Annotated in this window: 26 protein-coding genes and 1 tRNA gene; all 27 read left to right on the forward strand. The window is 59.5% G+C overall.

Features of this window, described 5'->3' with window-relative positions; genetic code table 11:
• The gene (locus tag DBY20_03695; GenBank protein ID PWL78990.1) at positions 1–480 is read left to right on the forward strand and encodes a hypothetical protein; all 480 of its coding nucleotides are present in this window, start codon (positions 1–3) and stop codon (positions 478–480) included.
• The gene (locus DBY20_03700) at positions 480–734 is read left to right on the forward strand and encodes a hypothetical protein (GenBank protein PWL78991.1); all 255 of its coding nucleotides are present in this window, start codon (positions 480–482) and stop codon (positions 732–734) included. The genes DBY20_03695 and DBY20_03700 overlap by 1 nt, the downstream gene beginning before the upstream one ends.
• Positions 727–1,338, forward strand: a complete 612-nt coding sequence (locus DBY20_03705; protein ID PWL78992.1) for a hypothetical protein — start codon at positions 727–729, stop codon at positions 1,336–1,338. The genes DBY20_03700 and DBY20_03705 overlap by 8 nt, the downstream gene beginning before the upstream one ends.
• Entirely contained in the window at positions 1,338–1,895 is a 558-nt protein-coding gene (locus DBY20_03710) for an endonuclease (protein ID PWL78993.1), read from the forward strand. Before DBY20_03705 ends, DBY20_03710 begins: the two co-directional genes overlap by 1 nt.
• On the forward strand, positions 1,871–2,476 hold the full coding sequence (locus DBY20_03715) for a hypothetical protein (protein PWL78994.1): 606 nt from the start codon (positions 1,871–1,873) through the stop codon (positions 2,474–2,476). Before DBY20_03710 ends, DBY20_03715 begins: the two co-directional genes overlap by 25 nt.
• Positions 2,460–4,580 (forward strand): hypothetical protein, encoded by a 2,121-nt coding sequence (locus DBY20_03720; GenBank protein PWL78995.1) that lies wholly within the window; start codon positions 2,460–2,462, stop codon positions 4,578–4,580. Before DBY20_03715 ends, DBY20_03720 begins: the two co-directional genes overlap by 17 nt.
• 199 nt (positions 4,581–4,779) lie before the next feature.
• Positions 4,780–5,079, forward strand: coding sequence for a hypothetical protein (locus DBY20_03725; protein ID PWL78996.1), 300 nt, complete (start codon positions 4,780–4,782; stop codon positions 5,077–5,079).
• Positions 5,076–5,303 (forward strand): hypothetical protein, encoded by a 228-nt coding sequence (locus DBY20_03730; protein ID PWL78997.1) that lies wholly within the window; start codon positions 5,076–5,078, stop codon positions 5,301–5,303. Before DBY20_03725 ends, DBY20_03730 begins: the two co-directional genes overlap by 4 nt.
• Positions 5,296–6,132 carry a hypothetical protein gene (locus DBY20_03735; protein ID PWL78998.1) on the forward strand — a complete coding sequence of 279 codons (837 nt, stop codon included), beginning with the start codon at positions 5,296–5,298 and terminating at the stop codon, positions 6,130–6,132. Before DBY20_03730 ends, DBY20_03735 begins: the two co-directional genes overlap by 8 nt.
• Positions 6,132–6,317: a hypothetical protein gene (locus DBY20_03740; GenBank protein PWL78999.1), complete on the forward strand. Its 186-nt coding sequence runs from the start codon at positions 6,132–6,134 to the stop codon at positions 6,315–6,317. Before DBY20_03735 ends, DBY20_03740 begins: the two co-directional genes overlap by 1 nt.
• 71 nt (positions 6,318–6,388) lie before the next feature.
• Positions 6,389–6,658 carry a hypothetical protein gene (locus DBY20_03745; GenBank protein ID PWL79000.1) on the forward strand — a complete coding sequence of 90 codons (270 nt, stop codon included), beginning with the start codon at positions 6,389–6,391 and terminating at the stop codon, positions 6,656–6,658.
• Positions 6,655–6,945 (forward strand): hypothetical protein, encoded by a 291-nt coding sequence (locus DBY20_03750; GenBank protein ID PWL79001.1) that lies wholly within the window; start codon positions 6,655–6,657, stop codon positions 6,943–6,945. The genes DBY20_03745 and DBY20_03750 overlap by 4 nt, the downstream gene beginning before the upstream one ends.
• Complete coding sequence (locus tag DBY20_03755; GenBank protein ID PWL79002.1) at positions 6,897–7,256, forward strand: hypothetical protein; 360 nt, start codon at positions 6,897–6,899, stop codon at positions 7,254–7,256. Before DBY20_03750 ends, DBY20_03755 begins: the two co-directional genes overlap by 49 nt.
• On the forward strand, positions 7,253–7,870 hold the full coding sequence (locus tag DBY20_03760; GenBank protein PWL79003.1) for a hypothetical protein: 618 nt from the start codon (positions 7,253–7,255) through the stop codon (positions 7,868–7,870). The genes DBY20_03755 and DBY20_03760 overlap by 4 nt, the downstream gene beginning before the upstream one ends.
• The gene (locus DBY20_03765; GenBank protein PWL79004.1) at positions 7,867–8,052 is read left to right on the forward strand and encodes a hypothetical protein; all 186 of its coding nucleotides are present in this window, start codon (positions 7,867–7,869) and stop codon (positions 8,050–8,052) included. The genes DBY20_03760 and DBY20_03765 overlap by 4 nt, the downstream gene beginning before the upstream one ends.
• Complete coding sequence (locus DBY20_03770; protein PWL79005.1) at positions 8,049–8,375, forward strand: hypothetical protein; 327 nt, start codon at positions 8,049–8,051, stop codon at positions 8,373–8,375. The genes DBY20_03765 and DBY20_03770 overlap by 4 nt, the downstream gene beginning before the upstream one ends.
• Positions 8,368–8,547, forward strand: coding sequence for a hypothetical protein (locus DBY20_03775; protein PWL79006.1), 180 nt, complete (start codon positions 8,368–8,370; stop codon positions 8,545–8,547). Before DBY20_03770 ends, DBY20_03775 begins: the two co-directional genes overlap by 8 nt.
• 496 nt (positions 8,548–9,043) lie before the next feature.
• Complete coding sequence (locus DBY20_03780; protein PWL79007.1) at positions 9,044–9,514, forward strand: hypothetical protein; 471 nt, start codon at positions 9,044–9,046, stop codon at positions 9,512–9,514.
• 107 nt (positions 9,515–9,621) lie between these two features.
• Positions 9,622–9,711: transfer RNA gene (locus tag DBY20_03785), tRNA-Ser, on the forward strand.
• Positions 9,712–9,792: 81 nt separating this feature from the next.
• Positions 9,793–10,008 carry a hypothetical protein gene (locus DBY20_03790; protein PWL79008.1) on the forward strand — a complete coding sequence of 72 codons (216 nt, stop codon included), beginning with the start codon at positions 9,793–9,795 and terminating at the stop codon, positions 10,006–10,008.
• Entirely contained in the window at positions 10,005–10,340 is a 336-nt protein-coding gene (locus DBY20_03795) for an HNH endonuclease (protein PWL79009.1), read from the forward strand. The genes DBY20_03790 and DBY20_03795 overlap by 4 nt, the downstream gene beginning before the upstream one ends.
• A 125-nt stretch (positions 10,341–10,465) precedes the next feature.
• Complete coding sequence (locus DBY20_03800; GenBank protein ID PWL79010.1) at positions 10,466–10,714, forward strand: hypothetical protein; 249 nt, start codon at positions 10,466–10,468, stop codon at positions 10,712–10,714.
• The gene (locus tag DBY20_03805; protein ID PWL79011.1) at positions 10,701–12,170 is read left to right on the forward strand and encodes a hypothetical protein; all 1,470 of its coding nucleotides are present in this window, start codon (positions 10,701–10,703) and stop codon (positions 12,168–12,170) included. The genes DBY20_03800 and DBY20_03805 overlap by 14 nt, the downstream gene beginning before the upstream one ends.
• Positions 12,164–13,681, forward strand: a complete 1,518-nt coding sequence (locus DBY20_03810; GenBank protein PWL79012.1) for a hypothetical protein — start codon at positions 12,164–12,166, stop codon at positions 13,679–13,681. The genes DBY20_03805 and DBY20_03810 overlap by 7 nt, the downstream gene beginning before the upstream one ends.
• A 168-nt stretch (positions 13,682–13,849) precedes the next feature.
• Positions 13,850–14,230, forward strand: a complete 381-nt coding sequence (locus DBY20_03815) for a hypothetical protein (protein PWL79013.1) — start codon at positions 13,850–13,852, stop codon at positions 14,228–14,230.
• Positions 14,181–15,338 (forward strand): hypothetical protein, encoded by a 1,158-nt coding sequence (locus DBY20_03820; protein PWL79014.1) that lies wholly within the window; start codon positions 14,181–14,183, stop codon positions 15,336–15,338. Before DBY20_03815 ends, DBY20_03820 begins: the two co-directional genes overlap by 50 nt.
• Positions 15,339–15,636: 298 nt before the next feature.
• A partial coding sequence (locus DBY20_03825; GenBank protein ID PWL79015.1) for a hypothetical protein occupies positions 15,637–16,325 on the forward strand: 689 nt, incomplete at its 3' end.

Here is a 16,325-nt window from a genome sequence, read left to right on the forward strand (position 1 = left end):
GTGGACATCGCAAAGCGCATCGAGCAGCTCGCCGTGGCGCAGGCCGTCTACAAGCTTGCTGCCGAGCAGGTGAGCACGAAGGAACCAGGCAACCTGCGCGCCGAGGTGGACGCTCACTACCGCGAGATGTTCGAGCAGACCGGGGCCAAGAGCTTCGATGTCCGCATCGGCGGCGAGAAGGTCGGCACGTACGGCGTGCGCGTCACGAAGCCCGAGACGAGGGTGCGACTCAAGGTCACCGACAGCCGCGCGCTCATGGCGTGGTGCGAGGCAAACGACTGCCTGCGCGTCGATCCGGACATGCGGCGGGTGGAGTCCATCTTCGGCGAGACGGGCGAGCTGCCCGACGGCTGCGAGGTGGAGGCAACGTCCGCTCCCGGCGGCGAGTACGCCGGAAGCTCGTTGCGCATCGACCCGGAAAAGGTCAACAACGCGCTCGGTGGTGCCGACGTGCTGCCCATGCTGATGGGAGGCGCGTGATGGCCTACACACCGTTCAGCGAGTTCGCGGAGATGGACTTCGCGGGCGATGACGTGCTCACCACGACTATCACGTTGTACGAGTACCGCAAGGTGCTTACCGAGAACACGCAATTCAAGATGTTCCTGAGCATCGCGGACATGCTCGGAATCGACCTCACGCCAATCTTTGACCTGATGAAGACGGGCGTGAGCGAGCTAATAGGAAACGCGGCGAACGCCGCAATCGAAGAGGAAGGAAACGACAATGCCTAAGCTAGACCCGACCGAATGGGAGGCCGCCAACGAGTCAACCGCAGGCGGTGACTTCAAGGCCATGACGCCAGGCGTGTACGTGTGCGAGATCAAGGGCGTCCAGACCGAGTGGGACACCAAGGACGGCCATGTCACGAGCGACGAGAAACAGTGCGTGCGCGTGCTGCTGGACGTCGCCGAGGGCGAGTTCAAGGGCGAGTTGTCACGTCCGTTCTTCGCGGACAAGGAGTACGCGCGGCTCGTGTACATGTCCTGGAAGCCAAGTGCCTACGGAATGCTCAAGCACACGTTCCACGCCCTTGACGAGGCGAACCCCGGATTCGACAGCGAGGCGGCTTTCACGGCCGACAAGTGGACGATGTTCGTTGGCAAGAAGTGCCTCGTGCAGTTCAACGGTCGCGAGTACACCAACGACCGTGGCTATACCAACGTGAGCGCACGTCCCGACCGAATCCTCACCGCAGACGACAATCCCAAGATCAAGGTGGAGCTTGAGAACGGCACCAAGGTGGACTGGGCCGACTACGAGGCCGTCAACGACTCCCCCGCGCCCCGGAAGTCAACTGCGGTGGCGGCGTACGACGATTCTGACGTGCCGTTCTAATGACCGTCGTGAGAGAAATATGGAGACCGGTAATCGGTTTTGAAGGGTTATACGAAGTCAGCGATGCGGGAAACGTAAGGTCAGTTGACCGTATCGTAACCTCGAAAAACGGCATGAAGAAATCGCTGCGCGGACAACCTCTGAAACAAGGGCTCTATAACAGCAAATCAACATATCGCGGAGTCACCTTGAGCAAAGGTGGCAAGCAATTCAAGAAGAGCGTGCACAGACTTGTCGCGGAGGCTTTCATACAAAACCCAGATGACTTGCCGGAAATCAATCACAAGGACGAGGACAAGACTAATAACGCGGTCAAAAACCTCGAATGGTGCGACCGTCAATACAACAACACGTATGGAACGGCTCGTTTCAGGATAGCGGCAACTCAGGGTAAACCCGTCATTCAAAAGAAGAACGGAAAGATCGTCAACGCATATCCGACGCAGGGCGTCGCAGCCATGTTCACCGGGGCATCGCAAAGCGGTATATCTGCATGTTGCCGTGGTGAGATGAATTCAAGCGGCGACTATGAATGGTCGTGGGCACCATGGGGATGATTTATTCTGATACGAGGCAAAAGCCAGGTCACCACGACATCAAGGAAAAGTGGTGGGCGGAGCACAGCATTGAGCTGGAAAGGGTGGCGCTGACCGCAAAGGGTCACGCCGCCAACCCGGCGGTGGCACCTGCCGGTGACTACTGCGCCGATGGCTCCAACGTGTGCGTTGACACCAAGGCCAGCGTTGACGAGGTGGCCTCCAACATCAACGGCAAGGAGCACGAACGCTTCATCGCCGAGATCGAGCGCGCCGCCTCGTGGGGCTATCGTCTGGTGGTGCTGGTCGAAAACGAGCTGGGATACACCAACATGGGCGACGTGCTGCGCTGGGAGAACGGCCATTGCGTGAAATGTCACAAGCGCCGCAAGTCCGGCAAGGGCGGCGGCTGCAACCCCAACGGCAAGGGCAAGTGCCCGAGGCACGGAACCCGCAAGCCCATCCAGGGCGCAAGGCTCTACAAGGCGATGGACACCATCGAGCGGCGCTACGGCTGCCGATTCGAGTTCTGCGCCCCAGACGAGAGCGCCAGGCGCATCTGCGAGCTTCTGGGGGTGACCGTCGATGACCAACGAGCTTAGCGAGCTGGGAAAGGCGGCGGTCGCCTACGCCGAGGCAGGCCTTGCGCTGATACCGCTCAAGCCGCGCGGCAAGGAGCCGTACATCAAGGGCGGCTCGACCAAGGCTACCGCGAACGTCGAGCAGGTGCGCAAGCACTGGATGACGCATCCCGATGACAATATCGGCATCGTGTGCGGCGGCGTTTCCGATGGCCTTTTCGCCATCGACGTGGACTGCCACGGCGACGTTGACGGCTGGGACACGCTGGCCGAGTTCGAGGCCGAGCATCCGCTTCCGGCCGCCCCCACGTCCATCACGGGCAGTGGCGGCGGCCACATGCTCTACCGGAGCGCCGAGGCCGTGAGAAACGGCGTCGGATCTGACACGGGCATCGACGTGCGCGGCGAAGGGGGCTACATCGTGGCCCCGCCGTCAATCCACCCGAACGGCAACGCCTACCGCTGGGAGACATCGCCGCTCGACATGGACATACCAGAGGCGGACGCAAACGTACTCGCGCTCGTCGATTCGATAAGGCAGGTCGATTCCGATACCGTCAAGCTCACCATGCCCGCCGTGATCCACGAGGGCGAGGGGCGCGACAACGCCCTGTACAAGCTCGCGTGCTCGCAGAGGGCCAACAACCTGCCGTACGAGACAGCCCTGGTGACCGTGATGGATTACAACCAGCGATGCTGCGTGCCGCCAATGAGCGAGCGCGTGGTAAGGCAGAAGGTGGACAGCGCGTACCGTCATGCGCCAGGCCATTCGGAGAAGGTGCGGATGGCAGAAAAAGCCGGTGACGAGAACAAGCCCAAGCGCGGCAGGCCGCGAAAGTTCGACCATGCCAAGGTCGCCGAGCGCTTGGTGACAGAGCGCGGTGCCTGCCTGGTCGATGGGAAAACGCCTGCGGTCAGGGACTCGAACGGCCATTACGCGCTCGGGTGGGGAGCGTTCAACTCGGCAATCATCGAGATGGCACCGGGCTGCACGAGCGCGAACCGGCGGGAGGCAAAGCTGTACGTCCAGGACACGGCACCAAGCAAAAGGCAAAGCCGCTGGAACCTCATAGCGTTCGAGAACGGCGTGCTCGACGTGCTGACGATGGACTTCCGCGAGTTCTGCGAGGACGATATGATAGCAAACGTGATACCGCACAGGTGGAATCCAGACGCCGAAAGCGAAGTGGTGTTCCACACGATCGAGAAGATGGCGGCGGGCGATCCTGCCGTACAGATGAATCTCGTTGAGATAATCGGCATATGCATGGTGCGCTCGTCAAAGAGATTCCCATTCTGCCCGGTGCTCATAGGCGGCGGAAGCAACGGCAAATCCACGTACATGGGCATGCTGAAGAACCTGCTGGGTGACGAGAACGTATCGGCACTCCAGCCAAAGAGCCTTTCAAACCGCTTTCTCGTGAGCCATATGGTGGGCAAGCTCGCAAACCTCGGAGATGACATAGCGAACGGATACCTCGATGGTGACGCATGCTCAGAAATCAAGAAGGCTGTCACTGGGGACATGATGTTCACGGACGTCAAGGGCGGTGATGGCTACTACTTCGAGCCTTACGCGACCATGGTCTTCGCCTGCAACGACTTCCCGAGGGTCGCCGACACGTCCGACGGCTTCATGCGCCGCCTGTTCGCCGTGGAGTTCGCCGCGACCTTCTCGCGTGATGACGACGACTACGACATGGACATAAACGACAAGCTCGCGACAGAGGAAGCCATGGAGTACGTCTGCAAGATAGGCGTCGAGGGCTTGCACCGCGTCATAGAAAACGGCGGGCTGACCGAGAATCGCGCCAACGAGCGCGTGAAGGGCGACATAGCCGAGTCGAGCAATTCGGCCCTCCAATGGTTCAACGACAGCGGCATCACGATCGATGACGTGAGGGGGCATACGAGGTCCGAGATGTACGCACGCTACGAGAGATGGTGCCGTGACAACGGGTACACGAGAACGGCGCTGTCTGCCAAATCAGTTGGCACCGCAATAGCAAAGAGGTTCAGAGTTTCGCAGACGAAGCCGGGGCATCGCGGCAGCGGTTCAGACAGAAAGAGCGTCAAGGAATACGAAACCATAGCCGAAAGACAAGAGAGGGAGGGCAGGCGATGATTTGCGGGTACATGCTGCTGTGCCATTCGGTGCCATTTGGTGCCAATGAGAAATACACGGTCACAACGTATAGCACAGGTACCTGTGGCACCTGGCACCGCATTATTACTTCAATAATAAAAATATGGGTAAGGGCAATAAATAAATAATTAAAAAAATATTACGCGGGCGCGCGCGAATCCAATACTTAGGAGATGTTATGAAAAACGAAAACCCAAGGTCAGAGTGCATAATTGACGGCACCATGGTTATCACAGACGGTGCCGAGCAGCTTCCGAACAAGCTCGACCGCTGGAACTGCATGAGCGAAAAACTCGGAATCAACCCGATCACATATGCGCTCGCAGACATGGACGTCCTGTGCAACTTGGACGAGTCAAGGAAGTTCGATGCGGAGCATCTGTTCTTCGAGTGCCTGTTCGAAGAACTATGCACGTTCAGGGAGCAGGTGCAGAAAAGGACGGCGCGGTTCATGGAGGAAGCGAGGTGCATGTCATGAGCGGTTCTGTTCACTATCGCTCCATCCGCACCGCCTGCCTCGGCTGCGCCAAGCCCGTGCACCTGGTGCGCATGAGCGACGGCACGTACGAATGGCAGCACGACGGCATCCCGACCGCCGAGATGATGGAGCGCCACCGCGAGCGCGGCATCGGCAGGCAGCCGGTGTGCGCGGGAAGGGCGCTCGAACTGATAGCGGAAGTAGAGGGGAAATCCGATGAGTAACGACAACACCGAATCCATCAGCGCCAAGCTGAGGCGCTGGGCGGACACTAGGAAGCATAGCTTTCCTTTCGAAGCCGCGCTGTGTGAATTCGAGATTGAGGAGACATCCGGATGGAATGACCTGCGCGAGCTGTTCCTCCGCATCGCCGACGAGGTGGACGCGGAGAAGCGCGAGATCACGGAAAGGTACGCGCGCCAGAGCTGGATGAACCCGGCCGACGCGATTGCCAAGCTCGCGACGGGCGAGATCGAATGGCCAGAGCTCAAGCAGACCATCGACCGCTACTACCTCCCGCGCCCGTTGTTCGAGGACGGCGAGCCGGCGCAGTTCGGCGACATGTTCGTCAGGGATTTCGGTAGGGATGCGAAGATTGATTCGCTGTCCTACACGAAGGGCAATTCCGACTACGTGAACGTCAACGGATACGAGCGGCATGACTTCGCCCACCGGCTCAAACGCCCCAATCCGCAGGTGCTCGACGCGGACGGCGTGCAAATCGAGGTTGGCGACGTGCTTTATCGCACGACAGACGACATGAAGGCCGTCGTCGCAAAACTCGAAAAAGGCTATTTCGTTGACGACGAGGGCGCTGGCTTCAACCCATCGTACTTCACCCATCGCGAACCAGACACCCAGGAGCGCATCAACAGAGATGCGATGAAGGGCGAATACGAATACTGGGGATGCACCGGATCGGAATGCCACAACTGCCCTGCGCTCGTGGACGGTATGAAGCCGAGTCAACGGTACGGAATCCTCTGGTGTGGGTGCGCGACGCGCCTTGACCTCCTGCGCCGACAGCGCGAGTTGGACGGGAGGGATGCGTGATGTGCGAGTACTGCGAAAGCCCGTTTCATGCGTCGTTCCTCGATACGGGAACACTGCAAGCATTCGTGACGACAGGCAAGATGCTCTATGTGGAATACCACGGAAATGTGGAACAGGAATACGTCGAGGAACCAATCAACTTTTGCCCCATGTGCGGACGCGAGTTGGGTGGTGATGAATCATGAGCGAACTCAGGGAATGCCCGTTTTGCGGAAGCCGTGACGAGATCCCGGGGAATCACGAGCCTGGTTGCTTCATGCGCATGTACGCTGAGAACGTGGACGAATACTACTATTCGGAAACGCTCGTGCACGACAGGGAGTCGATGAAGGAAGCCTGGAACACCCGCGCCGAGCGCACGTGCCATCCGGTCGATAAGTTCGAGGAAGGTAACCCGTGGCCCGTGCTCACGTGTTCCGAATGCGGAAGACCGCTGCACGTTGATGATGCAGTAGACGAGAACGGAATCGAGTATAGCGAGCTTCAACCCTATTGCGGTTGCGGCGCGAAGGTGGTGGTCGAATGAAATACAGAAAGAGGCCCGTAGAGGTGGAGGCCATCAGGCTAATCAAGGATTCACGCGGAATAGTCCGGGTCAACGAGTGTCCCACATGGTGGTCAGAGGCCGTCGAATCGAAGCATACGAAGACGTACAAAGACGAGATAAGCGGTGAAATCTGCTTCGTCATCCACACTCTCGAAGGTGATCACGTTGCGCGTGTCGGCGATTACATCATTCGTGGCGTAAAGGGCGAGCTGTACCCATGCAAGCCGGACATATTCGAGCAGACATACGAGGTGGTGCGCCCATGAACCTCTACGTCATAGGCCCGGTGACGGGCATTCCGAAAGATAACCTTCCAATGTTCAACAGCGTTCGCGGCGAGCTCATGCAAGCCGGGCATCGAGTCGATATACCGCACGACTGCATAACGAGCGGCGTTGCGTGGCGATACGCGATGTCGAGGAGCATCGAGCAGATATGCATCCACTTGCGATGGGATGGTGACAAGTTCGGCATCGCCATGCTCGACGGCTGGGAGGACTCGCGCGGTGCCCGAATCGAGCACGACCTGGCCGAAGCACTCGGGATAGAGTGCAGGCCGTGGAGGGAGTTCCTATGAGATGTCTCGTCGCATGCGAGGAATCCCAGGCCGTCACCTCGCGATTGCGGAGGGGGGGGGTCGAGGCGTACAGTTGCGACCTGCTCCCGACATCCGGCAACCATCCAGAATGGCACATCCAGGCAGACGCCCTGGAGGTATGCAAGATGGACTGGGACATGGTGCTTGCATTCCCCCCGTGCACGCATCTGGCCGTGTCTGGTGCCGCGTGGTTCGAGGAGAAGAAGCGAAACGGCTCCCAACAGATGGGCATCGGGTTCTTCCTGGCTTTCACGGCACTCGATCACGTGCCGCGCGTCGCGATCGAGAACCCCGTGGGCATCATGAGCACGCTGTACCGAAAGCCGGACCAGATCATCCATCCGTACATGTTCGGCGATCCCGTGCGCAAGAAGACGTGCCTTTGGCTCAAGGGTCTGCCGAATCTCATCCCCACGGACATCGTGGAGCCGGAGGTTGTCGAGTACAAGAACGGAAAGGGAACGGACACGCCGTGGCACATGGAAACGCTCGGCCTACCCGCCTCGATAAGGTCCCGCGAGAGAAGCAAGACGTATCCCGGCATAGCCGACGCGATGGCAAGGCAATGGGGGAGATTGGAGGGCATGACATGAGATACAGGTGCATCAAGGAACTCAAGGTCGTGACCACCACGATACTGGTCGGAACCGTTGTCGATGGCTGCGGGCGCGACGACTTCGCGGACAAGGCGTACGTCACCTTCGCGATAGGGGATTACCACTACGCCGTTGAATCCGATGCGTTCCGCGATCACTTCGAGGAGGTCGAGTCATGAGCGATTGCAGCAGCTCGGCGATGGAGCCGAGGACATGCGGTACGTGCGGGCATGTCAGGGAAACGCGACTGAACTGCTTCTACGCAGCAAACGATAGGGCCTACTACGCCGGATGCACGTCGCCTGATGCTATGGCATGCGAGCACTACTTTGATGACCAGGACTCGTTGCCTCGACGCTACGAACGTCTCGCGCAGGTTGCTCTGGACATGTTGCGCTACGCGAGGATTCGCCTGGGCGAGCACTGGACCGAGGAGGATGCAAAGGCATGCAAGGCGTACGAGGACGAGCTGAGGGCATTGGGGGTGAGCGTGGATGACTAAACAGCAGAGCTTCTGTCCCCTAATCCAGGGCGAATGCCGCGAGGATTGCACGTGGTATCACGTGTTCATGACGATAACTCCAGACGGAGTGGATAGGAACGACTACTGCGCAGTATCTGTGATAGCGAACAGGTTGTGTGACTTGGCGGGATACGGAGAGCAGGATGACTAACTACGAGAAATACTTTGGGTCACCAGATAAGGCGTCCCTGATGCGAATCAGCCTACCGGCAAATCCGTTCTCGCAAGGATTCTTCGTTGCGATGGAACCTGACCGCGAAGACGAGGTGCACGAGTATATAGGACATTTCGAGAACAATCATGCGTTTCTCGAATGGCTCAAGGAGGAAAGCGAATGACGAACTGGGAATACCTGCTCGGCACTCCCGCCCTTGCCGCGCAGTTCATACACAGGATGTGCTCATGCTCGAATTGCAGGGGATGTCCGCTGAAGATGGAGGACGTGAACTGCGACGACTGGCGCGACCTCAAGGCGTGGCTTGAAAGCGAGATGGAATGATGCACGAAAACGCCACTCTCGCACACGGAAACGACCGAATCTAGCCGTATTGCTGACCACATGGACACGACATAACATCTTGTGTTGAAAACGCCCCAGAACGCGATATATTGTGTCTGACGGCATTTCGGCACGTTGGAGGGATGCATTGGAACACGACCCGTTCGTTCGGAACCACTGTGCTACCGAGTACCTGGACGACCTCAAGGCAACGATGGGCAAGATGGACTCCATCCGCGAGGACATCGAAGCGCTGCGCGACGTGGGCGCAAACGCGATGGACTACCGCGAGCACGTGTCGGGCTCGCCGAACCCAAAGGCGTTCGAGGACAGGATGGCGAGGCTTGCCGAGCTGAGCGACAAGTGGCTCACCGAGCTCGGGGAGTTCACCGAAAAGGTGGACATCGCGCGAGACGTGTTCATGGCCATGGGAAACCGCGACGGCGCACGCGCCCTGAAGCTGCATTACATGCTCGGCAAGACGTGGGAGATGGTCTGCGTCGAGATGGGATACTCGTACAGCGGCATGATGAAGCTGCGCCGCAGGGCCGTTGACGAGGTGTACGACCTCATGCCCGAGGAATGGCGCAGGAACCCGATCCCGAACGCGGCCGCGTGAGAAATCGGGCACACAAAGGCACATGAAATCCTGATAAGGTGTAACCAGTGAGAAATGCGGGGAAACCCGCAACGCAGAGCCGTCCATCCAGGGCGGCTTTTCCATTTGGATGGATGGCAGAGCCTGGCTTAATGCAGCTGTCCCGAAAACAGCCGAACCGAGAGGTTCCGCGGGTTCGAATCCCACTCCATCCTCCACATGCCCCAGGGACGCGAAAAATCCTCCATACAGCCATAGTGGCGCGTCCATGGGGCACCAGCATGGACAACAGAGGGGACATGGGCATGGTCAGCATCGAGTACATCGGCAAGTCCGCCACGAGCGCCTACCGCGCCAAGGGCACGGCCATGGCAAGGGCCACGCTTCTGCACCTCGGCATGCCGCTGCCGCCCATCATGGACAGACGGCGTAGGCCGCGCGTGGGGCGCACCTCAACGCTGCTCATGGAGTGCTTCGCCAACGGGGAGAGCCCCATGGACGTGGACATCGCATGAGCTCAAAGACCAACCCGCGCCGCTCCAACGGCAGCAGGCGCACCAAGCTGCGCAACAGGGTGAGGGCCATGGGCCTGTCGTGCCACATCTGCGGCCAGCCCATCGACTACGACCTACCGGCGGGCCATCCCATGTCCTACGAGTTGGACGAGCTCGTGCCGGTGAGTCGCGGCGGCGACCCGTACGACCCGGACAACGTGGCGCCGGCGCACCGCATCTGCAACCAGAGGCGGGGCAACCGGATGCCGGGAGACGGTGAGATGGACGACCGGGCCACCTCTCCGTGCATCGGACTGGTCGATTGGGTCGCCTTGTGCGGCAAAGCGAAGTAGGGCGCGTGTGACGCTTGCGCCATGGGGCTTTGACGGGGTGGGGGTATCCCCTCCCCCTACCGCCTAGGCCCGCCCCCTCGGCATAGGGCCATTTTAGATTGACGAGTTTCCACAGGAGGTGACCGATGGGCCGTCCGAAGAAGGTGCTGACCGCCGTGCAGTCCGGCGACGAGCGCGAGACGCTAATCGCCCTGCGCAACAGCATCGCCAAACGCATCGACGAATGCGAGTCGGGGCGCGATATGGCGGCGCTTTCCAAGCGGCTCATGGAGATAGTGGACAGGCTGAAAACCATGCCGAATCCTGACGAAAACGAGCTGAATCCCGTGCAGGCGGCGCGCGCGAAGGTGAGGGCGCGCGATGGCGGCACGTAGGTACGGGAACCAGGAGCCCACCTTCGAGCTCGTCGGCGACTACTCCTACACAGACGGCTCGGATGCCGTGCGGCTGTTCGAGAACTACCGGGCAACATTCTACCCGTGCCAGGAACGCGAGATGGAGCTGTTCTTGGCCCGCGACGCGAGCGGAAGCTACGCGACGCTCACCATAGGCATCTCGAAGCCGAGGCAGAACGGCAAGTCCTACGGCGCGAGGTGGTACGCGGTCTGGGCCGCGCTCATCGAGGGCAAGAAGGTGCTCTACTCGGCGCATCACGGCAAGACGGTGCGCAAGATGTTCAAGGCGATCCGGGAGATCGTCGAGGGCAATCCGGACATCTACCGCGAGCTCGCGCCCGACGGCGGCGGCATCTACAAGGCGGCCGGAAGCGAGGGAATCTACTTCGCCAACGGCGGCATGATCGAGTTCCAGACGCGCACGACATCCGGCGCTCGCGGCGAGACATACGACATCATCATCGTAGACGAGGCGCAGGAGCTGACCCAGGGCCAGCTCGACGCCATGAAGCCGACGACGCTCGCCTCCGATTCGGGCGACCCTCAGATGATATACCTGGGCACCCCGCCGGGCCCTGATTGCCCAGGCACGGTATTTCGTAAGATGCACGACAAGGCCCATGCGGGCGGCGAGGGCATCTGGTGGCTCGAATGGGCCGTGGAGGAACCGGTCGACACCGCCGACTTCGACGCGTGCCTCGAGGCAGCCTACAGGACGAACCCTGCCATGGGCTACCGCATACGCGAGAGGGTCATGGCAGACGCCATACGCACGGCGACCGACGTTGCGGGATTCAATCGCGAGTACCTGAACTGGTGGAGCAGGCAGCACGTCGATTCGGTCATAGGGGCCGACGGCTGGGAACACTGCACCATCGAAGACGCGCCCAACCTTGACGATGGGAGCGCCCCGTGCTTCGCGGTCAAGTTCTCGCTCGACGGCAAGAGGGCGTCAATCGCAGCAGCAGCGAAGATGGACGACGGCCGCGTGTACGTCGAGGTGCCGAGCGGATGCAACGCAAGCTGCGCGGGAGGCATCAGGTGGGTCGAGGACTTCGCCGCATCGGTCGCGGGCGGTGCCGGGAAGGTCGTCATAGACGGCAAGGCGCACGCCGATGACCTCTACAGGAGGCTACGCGGCAAGAAGGTACTCAAGTCGTGCCTCGACATACCCATGTCGTCGTGGGTCGCAGATGCGTGCTCGTCGTTCGTCACGGCGATAGACGAGGGAACGATCGCCCACGCAGGCCAGCAGGCCGTTGCCTACGCCGTGGACAACACGACAAAGCGAAAGATAGGAAATGGCGGCGGCTTCGGATTCGAGGCCGCGACCGAGGACGCTGACGAGACCTTGCTCGAAGCGATGGCGCTTGCATACCAGGCGGCGATGACGAACAAGCGAAACCCGAGGAAGAAAGCGAGGGCCGGATGCTAGACCAGCCTAACACCTGGCGACCCATAGACGCCATCGTCGCGTTCGACGGCATCGAGGATGCTAGGGACATCACCGACGATGCGCGCAAGTGGGTTCTCGAGCTCGAAGACGAGTACGACAGCCACGTTGACCACAACGAGATGCTGAGGAAGTACTACGAGGGCACGAACAAGGTGAAGGATCATGGCGTGACAGCCGACATCCCCAACGACCAGAAGTGCCATTGGGGTGCCAAGGCCGTGGACGCGCTCGCCGATCGCATCAGGCTCGAATCGCTCGTGACGGAAAACGGTGACCAGGACGCGCTCGATGCGATGGCAAGGCGAAACAACCTCGTGAGCAACTACAACCGCCACCTGTCCGCGAAGCTGCGCTACGGCTGCATGGCGGCGGCGGTGACCCGTTCGGCCAAGGGCGGCTCCCAGGTGCGCTTCCACTCGGCGGAGACCTTCACGGCGCTGCCGAGCCCGGACTTCACCGATGGCGTGGTGGCGGGCGGGCTGGTCATCGCGCGCCGCGAGCGCACCCCATGGTCAAACGGCAGGACGGTGCCCACCGTGGTCAACCTGCACCTGCCGGGAAACATCGGCGAGTTCAGACAGGTGGACGCGGGGCGGTGGGTCTACAAGGACGGCCCGATACGCGAGGAGCTGCCGACGCTCTACGTGTTCTGCCACAACGGGACGGGCACGCTCAACCCGTTCGGGCAGACGCGCATCACGCGATTCGTGCGCAACTACGTGGACGATGCGATCAGGTGCCTGTGGCACATGCAGGTTTCCGGCGCGTTCTACGCCATGGCCAAGCTCTACATGACCGGCCTCACCGACGAGCAGTTCGATGCCGTCATGGCGAAGAAGTCCGAGCATCAGCTGTCGCGCCTGCTCGCGCTCACCAAGGCCGAGGGCGAACCGGCCCCGAACGTGGGGCAGCTCTCGGGAAACAGCCCCGAACCGTTCCTTGCCGAGCTGCGCGGGTACGCCTGCCAGTTCTCGGGAGCATCCGGCGTGCCGCTCAACAGCCTGGGCATCGTGCAGGACAACCCGAGCAGCGCCGAGGCCATAGGCGCGTCCCGCGAGGACATCTGCCTCATCGCCGAACGCGACATCGAGGCTGACTCATCGACGTTGGAGCGCGTGTGCCGCGCTGCCCTCGCCATAGATGCCAACACCACGACTGATGCGCTCGAAAACGTGGACATCACCGCAGGCTTCGCGAGTCCGATGCTCAACTCCATGGCAGCCAAGGCAGACTGGGTTCTCAAGTTCGGGAGCATGCGAGAGGGGTTCGGCAAGACCGACGTCGCCGCGCTCATGATGGGCATGGACAAGGCGACCCTCAAGGATCTCAAGAAAGAGGAACGCGAGGCCATGGCGAACGCCGCCGCATCCGTCATATCGGCGCTGAACTCAGCCGAGGTCGAGCCGGAAGCAAGAACGAGCGGCGAAGAGACCGACGATGCGAACGCGGGGGGGGGACGGTCAATGAACCCGTCACCGGCAAGCAGCTGAACGGCGCGCAGACGCAGAGCCTCATAGCCACCATGTCCCAGTTCTCGGGCGGACAGATAACCGAGGGGCAGGCCGTGAACCTTATATCCATTTCGATAGGCATCAGCAAGCAGGAGGCACGTGACCTGCTCAACGGCAAGGTCGATTAGGGAAACGAACCGAAAGGCGATGCGCATGCCATCCAAGGAGTTCTCCGCATACGTGAATGCGGTCAACCAGGCGTCGCTCCTGGCCCAGCGCGACTTCGCGACCGCATGGGAACGTCTCGATGGGCTTGACCCATATGCTGTCCGCGACGCGTTGCTGAGGATCGTTCCCGGCATAGCGCGAAGGTACGGCGACATGGCCGCCGTCGCAGCCGCCGAGTACTACGGGGCGGAGCGCGTGGCAGCAGGATGGCCCGATGGCGACCATGAGCTTTCCGATGGGATTCCCATGGAGCAGGTAGAGGCCTCTGTCCGCTACTCGATGGGCCACATGTTCGGGGGAGGTGCGAGCGATGGACTACGACCCGAGCAAGACGGCAGCCTACTTGCAGGGCAGGATTGACGAGTACGTTAAGTTCTCTGCCCGCGACACCATCATGCGCAACGTCAGGAACGACCGCCACGCCAGGTACGCACGCGTGCCGGACGGCGGTGCCTGCGACTTCTGCAAGATGCTCGGCAGCCGCGGCTTCGTCTACCATAGCGAGGACAAGGCGGGCGGCGACAGCTTCCACGGCACCAGCATGGACAGCTACCACCCGTTTTGCAACTGCCAGATAGCCGTGTGCTTCGATCCGTATGTGGACGAGTACAAGAGGAACGGCGTCACGGTCAGGCGCGGCTACGGTGACGGAGAGGTGACCGTTCCGGGGCGTGATGGCTCGGACGAGATACGCAACGTGGACATAGACGAGCTATTCGAGCAGTACAAGTCCATGACGGCGAACTTTGGATCGGGCAGCTCTAAGTACAGGGACTACAGCCGTGCCGGGTTCCTCACGCCCGAAGCGATGGACAAGGCACGTAAGATGCTCGAAGACGCGACGACGATGGACGAGCTCATGCAGGCCGATGCCGAGATAATGCGCATGTGGCAGCCGGGAAGCCATGTCGGGCGCAACCAGTCGCAGTGGGACGAGCTTTCCACGCTTGCGGGGGAGAGGAAAAAGGCTATTGAGGTAATCCAATCGGGCAAACCTATGTATAGCTCCACCGATCTTGATTACGATACGGTCAATGCATCTAGAGTTGCCGCCTCTGAAGCATATAGAACCAAGAAGGAAAAGGAAATAGAGAATTTGGGTGGTCAGGTCATAAGGCCTGATGATGCCATAGAGCGTCATTTGCGTAGGAATAATGCATGGGCTGTAACATACGGTGACACGGCTGTGCTGCCTGAAAATGCAACTCGCGCTGAGATAGCAGAAGAGGCAATCCATGTCAGACAAAACATAGACGGCCTTAACAATGAACTTGATTTCGTTAAGAGACAGGCCGTGAATGAGTACTTGGCACAAGTTGAGTTGCTTGAGATTGCTAAGCGTGAGGGCTTCTCAAAGACCGAGATAGAGCTTACAATGCACAATAGAGATATGTACTATGCCGATGTCGAAAGGCTAGGTTTAGAGGCGTATGTCACAAGTATCAGAAATACTTCCCCTTGGGGATAAGAGAGTCATTATTAGCGATGACCCTGATTTCATATTGCTTGATGATTTCGTTATCATAAACAACGTGAAGTTTCATGTGCTGCCAGGAAGTGGCTCAATGTCGAATACGTTTGCAATCGAAAATACGGATTACTCGGATTATGACGATGCATTTTTTATTGGTTCAGAGATAGTCCAAAATGCCGCGTAAACTATTATTAAAATTTTAGATAAATACAGCATAGCCGCCTCCGGGCGGCTTTTCTTTTATCCATCTGGCGTCCCGTACCGGGGCGCTTTTTTAATGTTTGGAGTCCGCATGTCGCAACAGCTCGACCTCGCCGAAGAGTCGGAAGAGTACAGGCAGTTCGTGGAGAAGTTCAAACAGAAGAAGACCACGGATGACTGCTACACGCCACCTGAAATCTACCAGGTCGTGTTCGACTACGTCACGGAACGCTACGGCATTGATCAGAACAGTGTCGTCAGGCCGTTCTGGCCGGGTGGTGACTATCAGGCCGAAGAGTACCCGGATGGTTGCTGCGTGGTGGACAATCCCCCGTTCTCGATACTGAGCAAGATAGTCGATTTCTATATCGAAAGGTCAATTCCGTTCTTTCTCTTCTGCCCGACATTGACGGCAATTTCAAATCGCAGGCATGTGATGAAGCTTAACCACATCATCTGCCACACGTCGATAACCTACGAAAACGGAGCGAAGGTCAACACGTCGTTCGTCACGAACATGGACAAAGACGGTACGGTTCTCGAAAGTAACCCGATTTTGGCGAATGCGATAAACGAAGCTGACAAGACGTTGCAGCACTCGAAGAAGAGACACGTACCAAAATACGAATATCCGGATGCGGTCATAACGGCTGCGAAGGTCAACTGGTTCTGTGCACATGGAGTTCCATTCAAACTCTCGTCAAAGGATTGCGTGCCGATAGCTTGTCTTGATGCCATGAAGGATGCTGGTAGGTCAGGCATCTATGGGGGGGGGTTACT

Source organism: Coriobacteriia bacterium (genome assembly GCA_003149935.1).
Taxonomy (GTDB): Bacteria; Actinomycetota; Coriobacteriia; order Coriobacteriales; family QAMH01; genus QAMH01.

What these genes read in the sequence shown, in the direction of transcription:
- DBY20_03700 (PWL78991.1), top strand. Translation starts at nt 480, where the DNA reads ATGGCCTACACACCGTTCAGCGAGTTCGCGGAGATGGACTTCGCGGGC.
- DBY20_03705 (PWL78992.1), top strand. Translation starts at nt 727, where the DNA reads ATGCCTAAGCTAGACCCGACCGAATGGGAGGCCGCCAACGAGTCAACC.
- DBY20_03710 (PWL78993.1), top strand. Translation starts at nt 1,338, where the DNA reads ATGACCGTCGTGAGAGAAATATGGAGACCGGTAATCGGTTTTGAAGGG.
- DBY20_03715 (PWL78994.1), top strand. Translation starts at nt 1,871, where the DNA reads ATGGTCGTGGGCACCATGGGGATGATTTATTCTGATACGAGGCAAAAG.
- DBY20_03720 (PWL78995.1), top strand. Translation starts at nt 2,460, where the DNA reads ATGACCAACGAGCTTAGCGAGCTGGGAAAGGCGGCGGTCGCCTACGCC.
- DBY20_03725 (PWL78996.1), top strand. Translation starts at nt 4,780, where the DNA reads ATGAAAAACGAAAACCCAAGGTCAGAGTGCATAATTGACGGCACCATG.
- DBY20_03730 (PWL78997.1), top strand. Translation starts at nt 5,076, where the DNA reads ATGAGCGGTTCTGTTCACTATCGCTCCATCCGCACCGCCTGCCTCGGC.
- DBY20_03735 (PWL78998.1), top strand. Translation starts at nt 5,296, where the DNA reads ATGAGTAACGACAACACCGAATCCATCAGCGCCAAGCTGAGGCGCTGG.
- DBY20_03740 (PWL78999.1), top strand. Translation starts at nt 6,132, where the DNA reads ATGTGCGAGTACTGCGAAAGCCCGTTTCATGCGTCGTTCCTCGATACG.
- DBY20_03745 (PWL79000.1), top strand. Translation starts at nt 6,389, where the DNA reads ATGCGCATGTACGCTGAGAACGTGGACGAATACTACTATTCGGAAACG.
- DBY20_03750 (PWL79001.1), top strand. Translation starts at nt 6,655, where the DNA reads ATGAAATACAGAAAGAGGCCCGTAGAGGTGGAGGCCATCAGGCTAATC.
- DBY20_03755 (PWL79002.1), top strand. Translation starts at nt 6,897, where the DNA reads ATGCAAGCCGGACATATTCGAGCAGACATACGAGGTGGTGCGCCCATG.
- DBY20_03760 (PWL79003.1), top strand. Translation starts at nt 7,253, where the DNA reads ATGAGATGTCTCGTCGCATGCGAGGAATCCCAGGCCGTCACCTCGCGA.
- DBY20_03765 (PWL79004.1), top strand. Translation starts at nt 7,867, where the DNA reads ATGAGATACAGGTGCATCAAGGAACTCAAGGTCGTGACCACCACGATA.
- DBY20_03770 (PWL79005.1), top strand. Translation starts at nt 8,049, where the DNA reads ATGAGCGATTGCAGCAGCTCGGCGATGGAGCCGAGGACATGCGGTACG.
- DBY20_03775 (PWL79006.1), top strand. Translation starts at nt 8,368, where the DNA reads ATGACTAAACAGCAGAGCTTCTGTCCCCTAATCCAGGGCGAATGCCGC.
- DBY20_03790 (PWL79008.1), top strand. Translation starts at nt 9,793, where the DNA reads ATGGGCATGGTCAGCATCGAGTACATCGGCAAGTCCGCCACGAGCGCC.
- DBY20_03795 (PWL79009.1), top strand. Translation starts at nt 10,005, where the DNA reads ATGAGCTCAAAGACCAACCCGCGCCGCTCCAACGGCAGCAGGCGCACC.
- DBY20_03800 (PWL79010.1), top strand. Translation starts at nt 10,466, where the DNA reads ATGGGCCGTCCGAAGAAGGTGCTGACCGCCGTGCAGTCCGGCGACGAG.
- DBY20_03805 (PWL79011.1), top strand. Translation starts at nt 10,701, where the DNA reads ATGGCGGCACGTAGGTACGGGAACCAGGAGCCCACCTTCGAGCTCGTC.
- DBY20_03810 (PWL79012.1), top strand. Translation starts at nt 12,164, where the DNA reads ATGCTAGACCAGCCTAACACCTGGCGACCCATAGACGCCATCGTCGCG.
- DBY20_03815 (PWL79013.1), top strand. Translation starts at nt 13,850, where the DNA reads ATGCGCATGCCATCCAAGGAGTTCTCCGCATACGTGAATGCGGTCAAC.
- DBY20_03820 (PWL79014.1), top strand. Translation starts at nt 14,181, where the DNA reads ATGGACTACGACCCGAGCAAGACGGCAGCCTACTTGCAGGGCAGGATT.